Raw genomic sequence first — 13,073 nt, forward strand, 5'->3', positions numbered from 1 at the left:
GGCTCAGCCCGGCTGGTTCAGCTTGGCGTTGTTGGCGGCCAGACCCTTTTGCAGGTCGGCATCGTCCTGCTCGTAATACTTGTTCGTCACCGCACCGGGGCGCGAACCGAATTGATCGGCCAATTTGGTCGGCTGGAACGTGACCTTGATGTCACCGAACCCCGGAATCTGCTGCAACAGGCGCGCAGTATAATTGGCACAATAGGCACCCGGCACCGGCCCCATGGTACGCGCCAGCCGATAGGCCGCCTCTGCCTGTTCCGGGGATACTTCCAGTTCTTGCACCACCACGTGATGAGTCTCTCGCGCATGCGAGCCCCGATAGGCAGTCTCGACAGCCGGAGTGATGCCGAACAGAACATCGTTCTGTTCCGGCACGATATCGGCCCAGAACGAGCCCGCCGGGTCAAAGATCACCCGCTCGCTGGCATTGATCATCAGCGAGGTATGCGCCCCCGCGCCCGACCGGTTGTTGACCATCGTATAAAGCGTCAGCTTTGCCGGCCCCGGATCGCGATAGCGAACGGCAGCGACGGTCGCATCATCGGCCTGTGGCGCGCTCTGGCGGGTACAAGCCATCAGGCTCAGCGTCAACGCGCCGGCAAGAAAAATCAGCTTCACGGGAAGGCCCCTCGCAGGATCAGGCGGTAAACACGGCCATGAACAGCAGGACGAAGAAGATCACGACACAGACCCAGATCATCGCCTTGATGAACCCATCAAAGGTCTTGGTCTGAGTGGTGATGTCCATCGAACCGGGTTTGAAGTCAGCCATAGCAATCATCCTATTCGCGTTTTTTCGGTTGGATAGCGGATTCTCGCCGCTCTGTCACGACGTCAATCGCGCGCAGGCGCGGTTGAGTCAAAGGGGGTGCAGTGCGCATAGCCATAGCCCCAGCGCCAGGGCAGGCCAGAGCACGGGCCACCGCCAAAGCGGACCGCCAGGTACATCGCATCTGCAATCGTGCCATAGGCGGCGCGGACCGTTTCGGGCGTGGTGTCATAACGGGTCGCCAGCTCCGCCAGATGGCTTTCGCCGGTGTCGCGCACGCAGCTTTGCAAGGCCCGGTCGGCCTCATAACGCGCGGCATAGCTGTCCTCGGCAGTTTCTGACCCGCCTGCGTCGTGATAAGCGCGGTCATGAATGACACAGCAGGCCTCCCAAGGCGGAAGATTGCCCTGCGCGGCAGCAAAATCGGGAAACGTGTCGGCAACCATGGTCCAACCGGCACTGAGCCCGCCCGAACAGCCATCAGTGGTGAACGGTGCCAGCGGCGCCGCCTGTTGCGCCGCCATCAGCGCGCGATGCGCCGGCAGTTCGAGCATCCGGTTCAGATCCTGCGCCGCGACCGGACTGCCCAGGCAAAGGCACAGGATCAACAGGTTACGGGCTGTCATCGCGATAGGCCTTTGCATTCAGCTCCCACCCCATTTCCTGGGTCAGCCACAAGAGCAGCCGTTCAGCAGGGTTCAGCGTGGCGCGCACCGCCAGAACCTCGCGCGCCATGGCGGGTTCGTCGGTGATCAAGCCGTCGACCCCCAGAGAGATCATCTTGGACATCAACAGCGGCTCGTTCACCGTCCAGACATAGACATCCTTGCCCGCCGCATGGGCCGCGCGCAGCAGCGACGGGCGCAGGCTGGCACTGCTGACGGCAACGAAATCACCCTCGAGCCCGGCCAGATTGCCCACTGCCGTCGCCGCCAGAACACCGGTGCGCCAATCGGGGCGCAAGGCACGCATCTTTTGCACCGCCGGGTATTTCAGCGACATGGTGGCGATCTGGTCCTGCATGCCGAATTCCTCGACCAGGGCAATCACCCGGTTCTCCAAATCCACGTCATGGCCATAATATTTCAGTTCGATCAGAACGTTGGATTTACCCTTGGCGGTCTCCAGCACCGTACGCAGGGTGGGCGTCCTCTCTGCCGCGTAATCCGGCGAGAACCAGCTGCCGATATCGATTTCCGCCAGATCTTGCAGGGTGGCATCCCAGATCTTGGTCGGCACCCCGGCAAGCTTCATGAAATCGCTGTCATGCATGACGACCACTTCGCCATCGGCGGTCTCCTGCACGTCGATCTCGACCCAGTCGGCGCCATCCTCCATCGCCTTGACGATCGCCGCCATGGTGTTCTCGGGCCGCGCCCCGGCGGCGCCGCGATGGCCGATCACCGTCACCTCATCCGCAGCCGTCAGTTGGGTCAGGACCCCGTCGCTGACCCACATGCCCGCACCCAGCGCCAGCGCTGCCAGTATCGCCGCTCCAATGAGCCGCGCGCGCAGGCCCTGCGGGTTCGCGGGCGGCAGGGGGGCCGCCGCCGCGGCTCCGTCGTAGAAACGATCCAGCAGCTTGGTCAGCGCCCCCAGCGCAGTCGCGGCCAGCACCAGCCCGGCCAGCGACCAGAGCCCCATCACCAGCACCACCAACACCAACGCCCGACGCAACGCACCCTCGACCGGGATCGGGACCAGCGCCAGCGCCACACTGGCCAAAGCGCCCAGAACGGCGGCCAGCGCCAACCGGGTCAGCAGCCAGAGCACCAGTTCGATCTTGAGCGCGGTGCGGCGGGTGCCCATGCGGCGGGTGCTTTCGGCAAAGGCCTGAGCCGGCCGGATCCCTTCGAAGATGACCAGATGCAGCGCCAGCGCCCAGCCCGAGAGCCGCAGCATCAAGAGCCAGGCCAGGATCAGAACCAGAACCGCGATGGCCGCCATCGCCAGCCGGAACGAGGGCGGGCGGAAGGTCAGGTAATAGTTGATGTCGTAATCACCCAGCACCCACAAGGCGATCAGCCCGGCAAGCGCGACGAAGGGCAACGCCAGTACCAGCACCCGCAGAACAAAGAGCGCGGCAAAGGCCAGCAGCGGCCGCAGGTGCCGCAGCACCAGCGTCAGGCCGGAACTGCCCGCGTGCCAGACATTGCTGGCACCGCTGCGCAGGGTCGCGGCCATCACCGCAAAGCTCAGCACCTCGGCAACCAGAAGGATGCTCAGCACTGCAAGCGTCGCGGCAAAGCCCAGCGGAGACAGGACAAAACGCGCGATATCCTGATCGGTCAGCGCCGATTGGTCCGACAGGCCGACGGCCAGATTGATCAGCCCAGCCAGCGCCGGAGCGATCAGCGCCAGAACCAGCAGGCGCAGCGCGGCATAGAGCGGAACAAAGACCCGTCGCCGAGCCCAGGAACCGGACCAGGCATTGCGGACATGGGTAAAATGCGACACGGGCGGCTATCTCCTGCAAACAATGCAGGCATTGAACGGCCCTACCGCTGCCAAGGCAAGCCGAAAGCGCCTAGTCCGCTTCCAGATCGGCGGCCAGCCGGAAACCGATGCGCTGGGCAGGACGATCCTCGGTCGCCACCGGCATGGCGCGCAACATCACGTTCAACTGGCTCACATGCTGGACCAGCTGGGTCCGCGCGCCGGTGCCATCGGCCCCGTAAAAGGTGACGATATCCGGGTCGAAATAACCGATCCCCTCGATCCGCAACACCCCGGCATCGCCGCCGACAAAGCCCATCGCCACCTCTTGGCTGGCGTCCAGCTGCTTTTCGAAGTTGCGGATATAGAGGATCAGACGTTCATAGGCCCATTGCGCCGGGCTTTTGTTCTGGACCGGTTCCTGCAGCGGTGCGGGCACCTCGGTCATACGGGCGGGGCTGTCAGGATCGGCATGCACCTCGTGGCACCGGGGCGGCAACACCGCCGCCTCGGCATATTCGGCCGAGGTCTCGATCTTGTTTTCCATGGCTCATCCTTTCCGTTGATAGAGCCAGGCGCCATCCGCGCGCCGGGTCCGTGTCACCTCTCCGGTATGATAGAGATGGTTGACATGGGCAACCGCTTCAACCAGCGCCAGCCCGTACTCGCCCTCGCCAATGGTGCGCTTGAACAGCGGCGCGAAACAGTCCGAGGCCGGCTTTGGCGTATCGAGATGGTCGCGCAGACGCTTCAGCGCGCCATGGTGATTGTCGATCAGCTGCCGCATCCGGATCGGCAACCCGGTAAAGGGCAGCTTGTGCCCGCCCAGCGCCAGATGGTCGGGGCGCGCCAACGGTGCCAGCCGTTCACAGGTTTCCAGCCAGTCGGCCAGCGGGTCGGCCATCGGTTCGGTCGCATAGACGCCGATATTGGGGCTGATCGAGCTGAGGATCTGGTCGCCGGTGATCACCAGGTTGTCATCGCGGCTCCAGAAGGTCGCATGTTCGGGCGCGTGGCCGTTACCCATATGCACGTCCCAGTCGCGCCCGCCCATGCGGAACACGTCGCCCTGCTTGATCCGGGTGAACCCCAGCGGCATCGGATAGACCATATCGGCAAAGTTGAACGGCCGTTCGGCCATGCGCTTTGCCAGTACCTCGGGCGCCATGCCCGCGCTGCGGTAATAGTCCAGTGTTTCCTCGGGCCAGGTCTCCTGCACATCCAGTGTCAGCATGCGCGAAAACAGCCATGCGGTGCGCGTGGTGACCAACTCGGCACCCAGTTCAGACTGGAACCAGCCTGCATTGCCCATATGGTCGGGGTGGTGATGGGTCACGACCACCCGGCGCACCGGCTTGCCCGCCAGCGGCCCGTCGATCAGCGCCTGCCAGATGCCGCGCGTTTTTTTCGACGAAAACCCGGTGTCGATCACGGTCCAGCCATCACCATCGTCCAGCGCATAGACATTGACGTGATCCAGCTTCATCGGCAGCGGCAGGCGCATCCATAAGACGCCCTCGGCCACCTCGATCGCTGAACCATGAGCGGGCGGCTCGTCCCAGGGGTAGCGCATGGCCAGGCCCGGTGTCCGATCCATCACGCCGACAACTCTTCAAGACTGATGGCATACAGGTCGGCTGCACCATTTCGCGCCTGTTCCAGCAAACCGGCATGTTCGGGCAACAGCGCGTTGATATAGAACCGCGCCAGTTTCTCGCGCGCGCCACCGGGATCGGACAGCGCCGCGATCAGGTGGAAATGGCCGCCCAACACCCGCGCAAAGGCGCGCAGGAATGGCACCGCCCCGGCAAAGCGGTCATTCATCTCACCTTGCGCCACCATCCATTCGGTCGCCTCGCGCAGGGTTTCGGTCGCCTCCCAGACGGGTCCGGCCAGTTCCGGCAGGCGGCCACGGGCGCGCTCGGCATGATCCTCGATCTCATCCAGCAGCTTGGCCGCAGCCTCGCCCCCATCCATCATCTTGCGGGCCACCAGGTCCATCGCCTGAATTCCGTTGGTACCCTCGTAGATCGCGGTCACCCGCACATCGCGATAAAACTGCGCCGCACCGGTTTCCTCGATAAAGCCCATGCCACCATGCACCTGCACCCCGGCTTCCGAGACCGCGATACCCGTGTCTGTTCCAAATGCCTTGGCAATCGGGGTCAGGAAAGCGGCCCGCGCCTTCCACTCGGCCGATCCGGTGGCATTGCCCATGTCGATCGCCACCGCACAGGCCGCCAGGATCGCGCGGGCGGCAAAGACATCCGCCTTCATGCTGGTCAGCATCCGCCGCACATCGGCGTGGTCAGCTATGGTGCCCGAGGCCGATTTGCCCTGCTTACGCTCCATCGCATAGGCCATCGCGTGCTGCCAGGCGGCCTCGGCCACGCCGACGCCCTGCCCGCCCACGCCAAGGCGCGCGTTGTTCATCATGGTGAACATGGCCGCCATGCCGCCATGTTCCTCGCCCACCAGCCAGCCGGTTGCACCGTCATATTGCATCACGCAGGTGGGAGAGCCATGCAGGCCCATCTTGTGCTCCAGCGACACCACCTTGAGGCTATTGGCCACGCCCGCATTGCCATTTTCATCCGGCAGGTTGCGCGGCACCAGGAACAGCGAGATGCCCTTGGTCCCGGGTACACCGTCGGGCAGCCGTGCCAGCACCAGGTGGCAGACATTGTCGCAGAAATCGTTGTCGCCCCAGCTGATGAAGATCTTCTGCCCGGTGACCGCATAGGTGCCGTCGCCATTGGGCTCGGCCTTGGAACTCAGCGCGCCCACATCCGACCCGGCCTGCGGTTCGGTCAGGTTCATCGTGCCCGACCACTCGCCCGAGATCAGCTTGGGCAGGTACAGCTCCTTGATCGCGTCGCTGGCATGGTGCTCCAGCGCCTCGATCTGGCCCTGGCTCATCAGCGGCGCCAGTTGCAGCGACAGGCAGGCACCGCTCATCATGTCGTTCACGGCGGTGGTGACCGCCATCGGCAGGCCCATGCCGCCATGCTCCGGCGACCCGCTCATGCCAATCCAGCCCCCCTCGGCAATGGCCTTCCACCCTTCGGCAAAGCCGGGCGAGCTGCGCAGCGCCCCGTTTTCCAGCCGCGCAGGGTTCAGATCGCCACCGCGTTGCAAGGGCGCCATCACCTCGTCGCACATCCGCCCTGCCTCGGTCAGGATGGCGCTCACCATATCGGCACCCGCCTCGGCATATTTCTCGGTCCCGGACACCCGGTCATATCCCACCACATGGCTCAGCAGGAACGTATAATCGGTCACGGGCGAACGGTACGGCATGGGGTCCCCTCGGTGGTGGTCTTGGCGGCTTGGCAAGCCGCGAGCGCATCGGTATGTATCAAGGCTTGTCCGATTACCTATCCAGAGCCATCCGGCAAGCAACCAAAACGCCGCGTCACCCCGCCATGCCTGTCCAACACACCCTTCGCCTTGCCGCCGATCCCGACGGCATCGCCCGCGCGGCAGAGCTGCTGCGGGCGGGCCAGCTTGTCGCCTTTCCGACCGAGACGGTCTATGGGCTGGGTGGCGATGCCACCAACGGGAAGGCAGTGGCAGGGATCTATGCCGCCAAGGGCCGGCCCAGCTTCAACCCGCTGATCGCACATGTCGCCAGCGCCGAGGCCGCCGGGCGCCATGTGCAGTGGTCCGAAACCGCCGAGCGGCTCGCCACCGCCTTCTGGCCCGGCCCGCTGACGCTGGTTCTGCCACTGCGCTCCGATCATGGGATTTCAGAGCTGGTTACCGCCGGGCTCGATACGCTGGCGGTGCGGGTGCCCGCCCACCCGACCGCGCGCACGCTGCTTGCCACCCTCGACCGGCCGGTCGCCGCTCCCTCGGCCAACCCTTCGGGCCGGATCAGCCCGACCACGGCGGATCACGTGCTGGCGGGCCTCGATGGCCGGATTGCGGCGGTGCTCGATGCCGGTCCCTGCGGCGTGGGTGTGGAATCGACCATCATCGGCCTTTCCGGCACGCCCACCCTGCTGCGTCCCGGTGGCCTGCCCGCCGAAGAGATCGAAGCGCTGCTTGGCCAGTCTTTGGAGCGGCACCAGCAGGGTGATGGCATCAGCGCGCCGGGTCAGCTGCTGTCGCATTACGCGCCTCAGAGCACAGTCCGACTCAATGCCACAGCCCCCTCTGAGGACGAGGTCTTCCTCGGCTTCGGCCCTGTGGACTGCGACGAAAACCTTTCACCCACCAGCGACCTGACCGAAGCCGCCGCCAATCTCTTTGCCGCGCTGCACCGCCTCGACGCAACGGGCCACCCCATCGCGATTGCCCCGATCCCCGAGCGCGGTCTGGGCCTTGCCATCAACGACCGCCTGCGCCGCGCCGCCGCCCCGCGCATGCCCTGAACCCGCTTCATTTCGCCCCAAATACTCCCGCCGGAGGCATCAGCCCCCTCACGACCCAAACAGCAAGACGGCACGTCACGCCGCCACAAGCACCGAGGAGGAGGAACGACGACGAGATATCGAGCGCGCCGCAGGCGCTCAATCGGGTCAGGCGTGTCCGGCGCTGGCCGACAGCAAAAGCGCGTCAATCCCGAGCGATTTCAGCGCAGCTTCCCATTTGTCCTCATCACGACTGCCGAACACGATGTCAGGGTCCGCCTCGGCGGTCAGCCAGCCATTGTCGGCGATTTCCGCCTCCAGCTGCCCCGGCCCCCAGCCGGAATAGCCCAGCATCAGCACCGCGCGGGCAGGGCCGTTGTCGCGCGCGATGTCTTCGAGAATATCCAGCGTCGCGGTCATGGTGAACGCGTCCGACACTTTCAGCGACTGCAACTTGCCCGCGTAATCCGATGAGTGCAGCACAAAGCCGCGTGCCATCTCTACCGGTCCGCCCAGCCGTACCGGCGCCCGGGCGGCAGAGGCCGAGGTCGCAGGAATCTCAAGCTGCTCCAGCAGCGTGGCAACGTTCAGATCGGCGGGCTTGTTCACGATCAGCCCCATGGCACCGTCCTCGCCATGGCTGCACAGGAAGATCACCGAGCGTTCGAAGCGCGGATCGCCCATCCCCGGCATCGCGATCAGCAGTTTTCCGGTCAGGTCCATCATCGGCTAGGGCTCTCCTTTGCCCTACAATGGGCAACCGCAGGCCAGGGTGCAAGGGACAGCGGGCAGGACGCGCGGAAATCCCGCGGTTGACTGCATCGTGACTTGGCAAACCGCATTTGAAAGCGCATCTATTGGTCATGTCGACCCGCTTTTCTGCCTTGGCGCTTGTCGCGCTGCTGAGCCTGCCGCTCGCCAATCCCGCGCCTGCCGCAGGGCTGGACGATCTGGTGCAGATCGAAATCCTCGACGGCGGGCTGACCCCACGCGGTACCTATCTGGGCGCGATCCGCATGACCCTGTCCGAGGGCTGGAAAACCTATTGGCGCGCTCCGGGCGAAGCGGGTATCCCTCCCAGTTTCGACTGGCGCGGCTCGCGCAATCTGGGCGAGGTGAGCATCACATGGCCCGCGCCCGAAGTGTTCGAGCAAAGCGGCCTGCGGTCGATCGGCTATACCGACCAGATGGTGCTGCCGATCGAGATCACCCCAAAGGATGCCAACCGCCCGGTACGGCTGCGCGGCGAGATGGAATTTGGCGTCTGCAAGGATATCTGCGTGCCCGGCAATCTGGACTTCGATCATACGCTTGACGCTGGCGCACCGCGCAACCCGGCCATCGTGGCGGCGCTGGCCCGGCGGCCCTATTCGGCGGCCGAGGCGGGCGTGACCTCGGCCACCTGCCGGATCAGCCCCAGCCAGGACGGTATGCGGATCGAAGCGCGGATCGCGATGCCTTCAACCGGCGGCTCGGAACTTGCCGTGTTCGAACCGGGCGACCCGACTCTCTGGGCGGGCGAGGCGCAGACCCGGCGCCAGGGCAATACCCTGATCGCCAGTTCGGAAATCCTCAATGCCGGCGGCACCGCCTTCGCGCTGGACCGTTCACGCATCCGGATTACGGTACTGGGGGCCAAGCGGGCGGTGGATATCCACGGCTGCCTGCCGGGCTGATCGGTGACACCCCAGCCAAAGATCGGCGCACTGGCCGTGGTGATCCACGAGGGCCAGGTGTTGCTGGCGCAGCGCGGCAAGGATCCCGGGCGCGGGCTTTGGGGCTTTCCCGGCGGCCACGTGGAATGGGGCGAGACCGTGCGCGAGGCCGCTTTGCGCGAACTGCGCGAGGAAACCGCGATCGAGGCCCGCGCCCAGCGCTATCTGACCCATTTCGATCTGATCCACCACGACGACAACGGGCAGGCCGTGGTGCACTACCTGCTGGTCGGCGTGCTCTGCCGCTATCAGGGGGGCACGTTGCAGGCGGGCGACGATGCAATGGATGCACGCTGGTTCCCGATTGACCGCTTGCGCGATGGTACGGTGCCGGTGATCGACCGGGTGACCGAACTGATGGAAATCGCGCTGCGCGCCAGCTAAGCCCCGCTCAGGCCGGTTTGCGTCCTGCGTTGCGCATCAGGATCAGTGCCGAGACCGCCATTGCCAGCAAGCAGACAACAAGCGCCCCTGCAATGAACAACACCAGCGCGGTAGGCATCGGCGCCAAACTCTGCACCTGCGGTACCAGCCCCAGCATCCAGACAGGCAGGGCGCCGGTTACCGCAACCCAGGCCACCGTGACACCCAGCCAAGCCAAGGTCAGCACACCGCTTACCGCCACCGCCCCACGCGCCAGAGGCGCCCCGCCGCGCAGCGCTCGGCGCAACGCCGACAACGGGCGCGCCACATCATTCTGCACCGCCAGCAGCGCGGGAACCACCAGCAGCACCAACAGCACACCAAATCCCAGCCCGTAGACCAGCGTGATCACCGTGGGCTTGAGGAACTGCGCCTGTTGCGAGCTTTCATAGAGCAGCGGCGCCAGACCCAGCACCGTGGTCAGCGAGGTCAGCAAAACGGGCCGCAACCGGTCGGCCGTCCCGTCGATGATCGAGGGCAAAAGCCCCCTGCTCTCGGCATATTCGTCGATGGTTGTCACCAGCACGATGGAATCGTTGATGATGATGCCGGTCATGCCCAAGAGGCCCACAACCGTGAACATGCTCAGCGGCACCTCCCAGATGTAGTGGCCCCAGATCGTCCCGACGAGTCCGAAGGGGATGATCGCCATCACCACCAGCGGCCGGGTCCAACTGGCAAAGATCCATGCCAGCACCAGGTAGATGCCGGTCAGGCAAAGGGTCAGTCCGGTCGCCGCCTCGGACAGGAACGTGTCCTCCTGCTCGCTCAGCCCCGCCATGCGCCATTCGACCTGCCGTTCACTGGCGATGCGCGGCAGGATCTGCGTTTCCAGCGCAGTCGAGATCTCGGTGGCCCGGGCCGGGTCGTCCTCGGAGATATCGCCGGTGACCGAGATACGGCGGATGCCGTTTTCGCGCCGAACGGTCGAAAACCCGGTGCGCTGGCTGACCGAAACGATATCGGCCAGCGGCACATAGACCCCGGCGGGCGCCCGCATCAGCGTGCGCTCCAGAAAATCGGCGGTCAGCTCGCCCTCGGGCAGTTCCACCCGGATCTCGGCACTGCGGGGACCGTCGGGATAGGTGGCCGCCTCGATCCCGTTGAGCCGCGCCCGCAAGGCCCGGCCCAGCGCGTCGACGGTAAAGCCCATCGCCTGCCCCTGCGCGGTCAGGTCCAGCACCACCTCTTCCTTGTCATAGGCCAGATCGTCCTCGACCGCCGACACCTCGGGATAGCGCAACAGCGCCGCCTGAAGGTCGTTCGACGCCGCCTTGAGCACCTGTGCCGAGGCGCCATAGAACTGAACGTCCAGCGCATCGCCACCCGGCCCCGAGCGCCAGCCACGGAAGCTGAGCGTTTCGACCTTGGGGTGGCGGGTGACGAAATCCTGCAACTCGCCGACAAAGGCGAAGCTGGAATAGGGGCGCAGATCGGCGTCGATCAACTCGATCGAGATACCGCCCAGCAAGTCGGCATCCTTGGTTTCTGCCCCCGCCAGACCGCGCCCGGCATTGCCGCCTATCTCGGCCAGAACATAGTCGATCGGGTTGCGGCCGTGGCGCTCTTCGTAGATGCGGCCCAGTTCCTCGGTGGCGCGCTGCAATTCGCGCATCATCTCCAGCGTGTCGGCGCGGGTGGCGCCTTCGGCCATGATGAAATTACCCGTGACCGATCCGCGCTCGGGCGCGTTGAAGAACCGCCATTGCACATCACCGGTGATGAACAGTGCCGCCTGGCTGGCCAGCACGGTGACGGTCGCGGCCAGCACCACATAGCGGGCCTGCACCACCCAGCCGACAAAGGGCCGGAACAGGTGATCGCGCAGCCAGCGAAATCCGCGGTTCACCACCCGGTTGGGCCAGTCATACCAATGTTCCTTGGCCGAATGGGCGATGGCATGGGACATGTGGTTGGGCAGGATCAGGAAACACTCGACCAGCGAGGCCGCCAGCACCGCGATCACGGTAAAGGGGATGTCGCGGATCAGCTCGCCGAACCGGCCACCAATCGCGGTCAGGCCGAAAAAGGCGATGATCGTGGTCAGCGTCGCGGCAAACACCGGCATCGCCATGCGGCGCGCGGCGGTCTCGGCGGCGACCACGGGGTGTTCGCCCAGGCGCCGGGCACGAAAATCGGCGTGCTCGCCCACCACGATGGCGTCGTCCACCACGATGCCCAGCGTGATGATCAGGCCAAATAGCGACACCATGTTGATGGTCAGCCCACCGACATACATCAGCGCGATCGCCGCAAACATCGAGGCCGGGATCCCCGCCGCCACCCAGAAGGCGGTGCGCGCGTTCAGGAACAGGAACAGCAGCATCACCACCAGCGCCAGCCCCATCAATCCGTTGTCGACAAGGATATTGAGACGGTCGCTGATCGCCTCGGCCCGGGTGCGGATCAGCTGCATGGTGACGCCCTGGGGCAGGCTGGCCTGCATCCGCTCGACCACCTCGGCGACCTGCTTCTGTACCCGGATCGCGTCGCCCCGGTCGGAGCGGTCGACCCGGATCGACATGGCCGGCTGGTCGCCGACCCAATAGGAGCGGTCGCGGGTGACGCCTTCGACCCGGATCTGGGCCACATCCGCGATCCGCAGCTTGGAGCCATCGGGGTTCGAGCGCAGGACAATGCCCGCGATATCCTCGGGCCTGCGCTTTTCCACCCCGGTTCGGATGCGCGCATTGGCCCCCGACACATCACCCGCCGGGTCGCCGGTGACCTCGGCGGCGATGGCCGTGGCGATCTCGTTCATCGAGATATCGTTTGCGATCAGCTTGGCCGAGGACACTTCGACCACCGTGCGCGGCGCGGCGATGCCTCGAATGGTGGTGCGGGTGACGCCGATCTCGAACAGGCGCACGATCAGCTCGTCTGTAAAGAGCGCCAGCTGCTGTGGACCGACCGGCCCGGTGATTACCACATCGGTCACCCGGTCACGCCAGGCGCCCCGGCGCACCGCCGGGTCCTCGGCATCCTCGGGCAGGGTGGTGACCGCGTCGACGGCGGCCTGCACATCGTCGGCGGCCTGCGACATGTCCCAGCCGGGCTCGAATTCCAGCTCGATATCGGCGCGCCCTTCGCGGGAACTGGCGGTGGTGCTTTCCACCCCGTCGACCGCCAGCAACGCCGGTTCCAGCACCTGCACGATGGCGCTGTCCACATCCTCTGGGCCGGCGCCCTCCCATTCCACGTTGACCGAGACACTTTGCACGATCACATCGGGAAAGAACTGCGCCCGCATGTTGGGGACCGCCGCCGCGCCCAGCACCAGCAGCACCATCAAAAGCAGGTTCGCCGCCGTCCGGTGCCGGGTGAAATAGCTGAGCAAGCCGCCCGCCGCGCTGGGGATGCCGCGCACCATCG

The 13,073-nt window shown here is 65.4% G+C and carries 12 protein-coding genes; 3 read left to right on the forward strand and 9 right to left on the reverse strand.

Going from position 1 to position 13,073, the window contains the following annotated elements; all coding sequences use genetic code 11:
- Positions 1–3: 3 nt before the first annotated feature.
- From AC2FLM_RS11460 to AC2FLM_RS11490, 7 genes are all read right to left on the reverse strand, one after another.
- A complete protein-coding gene (locus AC2FLM_RS11460) occupies positions 4–621 on the reverse strand; it encodes a hypothetical protein (RefSeq protein WP_496857980.1) in 618 nt (205 codons plus the stop codon).
- A 19-nt stretch (positions 622–640) separates the two neighbouring features.
- Positions 641–775, reverse strand: coding sequence for an aa3-type cytochrome c oxidase subunit IV (locus AC2FLM_RS11465; RefSeq protein WP_234137199.1), 135 nt, complete (start codon positions 773–775; stop codon positions 641–643).
- 62 nt (positions 776–837) lie between these two features.
- Entirely contained in the window at positions 838–1,398 is a 561-nt protein-coding gene (locus tag AC2FLM_RS11470; RefSeq protein ID WP_496857982.1) for a hypothetical protein, read from the reverse strand.
- Positions 1,385–3,229, reverse strand: coding sequence for a glycerophosphodiester phosphodiesterase family protein (locus AC2FLM_RS11475; protein WP_496857984.1), 1,845 nt, complete (start codon positions 3,227–3,229; stop codon positions 1,385–1,387). Before AC2FLM_RS11475 ends, AC2FLM_RS11470 begins: the two co-directional genes overlap by 14 nt.
- Before the next feature lie 70 nt (positions 3,230–3,299).
- On the reverse strand, positions 3,300–3,755 hold the full coding sequence (locus AC2FLM_RS11480) for a DUF6173 family protein (RefSeq protein ID WP_234137196.1): 456 nt from the start codon (positions 3,753–3,755) through the stop codon (positions 3,300–3,302).
- 3 nt (positions 3,756–3,758) lie between these two features.
- Positions 3,759–4,805, reverse strand: coding sequence for an MBL fold metallo-hydrolase (locus tag AC2FLM_RS11485; protein ID WP_496857986.1), 1,047 nt, complete (start codon positions 4,803–4,805; stop codon positions 3,759–3,761).
- On the reverse strand, positions 4,805–6,508 hold the full coding sequence (locus AC2FLM_RS11490; protein WP_496857988.1) for an acyl-CoA dehydrogenase: 1,704 nt from the start codon (positions 6,506–6,508) through the stop codon (positions 4,805–4,807). Before AC2FLM_RS11490 ends, AC2FLM_RS11485 begins: the two co-directional genes overlap by 1 nt.
- A gap of 125 nt (positions 6,509–6,633) precedes the next feature.
- Between AC2FLM_RS11490 and AC2FLM_RS11495 the strand changes: the two genes are divergently transcribed.
- Positions 6,634–7,584, forward strand: a complete 951-nt coding sequence (locus AC2FLM_RS11495) for an L-threonylcarbamoyladenylate synthase (protein ID WP_496857990.1) — start codon at positions 6,634–6,636, stop codon at positions 7,582–7,584.
- A gap of 147 nt (positions 7,585–7,731) precedes the next feature.
- Here the strand turns inward: AC2FLM_RS11495 and AC2FLM_RS11500 are convergent, their stop codons facing one another.
- Positions 7,732–8,286 carry a YqgE/AlgH family protein gene (locus AC2FLM_RS11500; RefSeq protein ID WP_496858061.1) on the reverse strand — a complete coding sequence of 185 codons (555 nt, stop codon included), beginning with the start codon at positions 8,284–8,286 and terminating at the stop codon, positions 7,732–7,734.
- A gap of 140 nt (positions 8,287–8,426) precedes the next feature.
- Here AC2FLM_RS11500 and AC2FLM_RS11505 point away from each other — a divergent pair, with 140 nt between their 5' ends.
- Together AC2FLM_RS11505 and AC2FLM_RS11510 are read left to right on the forward strand one after the other, a co-directional pair.
- Complete coding sequence (locus AC2FLM_RS11505) at positions 8,427–9,239, forward strand: protein-disulfide reductase DsbD domain-containing protein (protein WP_496857992.1); 813 nt, start codon at positions 8,427–8,429, stop codon at positions 9,237–9,239.
- A gap of 3 nt (positions 9,240–9,242) precedes the next feature.
- Entirely contained in the window at positions 9,243–9,662 is a 420-nt protein-coding gene (locus AC2FLM_RS11510; protein ID WP_234142503.1) for an NUDIX domain-containing protein, read from the forward strand.
- Between the two features lie 7 nt (positions 9,663–9,669).
- Here AC2FLM_RS11510 and AC2FLM_RS11515 read toward each other — a convergent pair whose 3' ends face one another.
- Positions 9,670–13,071, reverse strand: a complete 3,402-nt coding sequence (locus AC2FLM_RS11515; RefSeq protein WP_496857994.1) for an efflux RND transporter permease subunit — start codon at positions 13,069–13,071, stop codon at positions 9,670–9,672.
- Positions 13,072–13,073: the final 2 nt, after the last annotated feature.

The organism is Ruegeria sp. SAZD011 (genome assembly GCF_059612545.1).

Coding starts and splice junctions, on each gene's coding strand:
- AC2FLM_RS11465 (WP_234137199.1), bottom strand. CDS start 775: ATGGCTGACTTCAAACCCGGTTCGATGGACATCACCACTCAGACCAAG.
- AC2FLM_RS11470 (WP_496857982.1), bottom strand. CDS start 1,398: ATGACAGCCCGTAACCTGTTGATCCTGTGCCTTTGCCTGGGCAGTCCG.
- AC2FLM_RS11480 (WP_234137196.1), bottom strand. CDS start 3,755: ATGGAAAACAAGATCGAGACCTCGGCCGAATATGCCGAGGCGGCGGTG.
- AC2FLM_RS11485 (WP_496857986.1), bottom strand. CDS start 4,805: ATGGATCGGACACCGGGCCTGGCCATGCGCTACCCCTGGGACGAGCCG.
- AC2FLM_RS11490 (WP_496857988.1), bottom strand. CDS start 6,508: ATGCCGTACCGTTCGCCCGTGACCGATTATACGTTCCTGCTGAGCCAT.
- AC2FLM_RS11495 (WP_496857990.1), top strand. CDS start 6,634: ATGCCTGTCCAACACACCCTTCGCCTTGCCGCCGATCCCGACGGCATC.
- AC2FLM_RS11500 (WP_496858061.1), bottom strand. CDS start 8,286: ATGGACCTGACCGGAAAACTGCTGATCGCGATGCCGGGGATGGGCGAT.
- AC2FLM_RS11505 (WP_496857992.1), top strand. CDS start 8,427: ATGTCGACCCGCTTTTCTGCCTTGGCGCTTGTCGCGCTGCTGAGCCTG.
- AC2FLM_RS11515 (WP_496857994.1), bottom strand. CDS start 13,071: ATGGTGCGCGGCATCCCCAGCGCGGCGGGCGGCTTGCTCAGCTATTTC.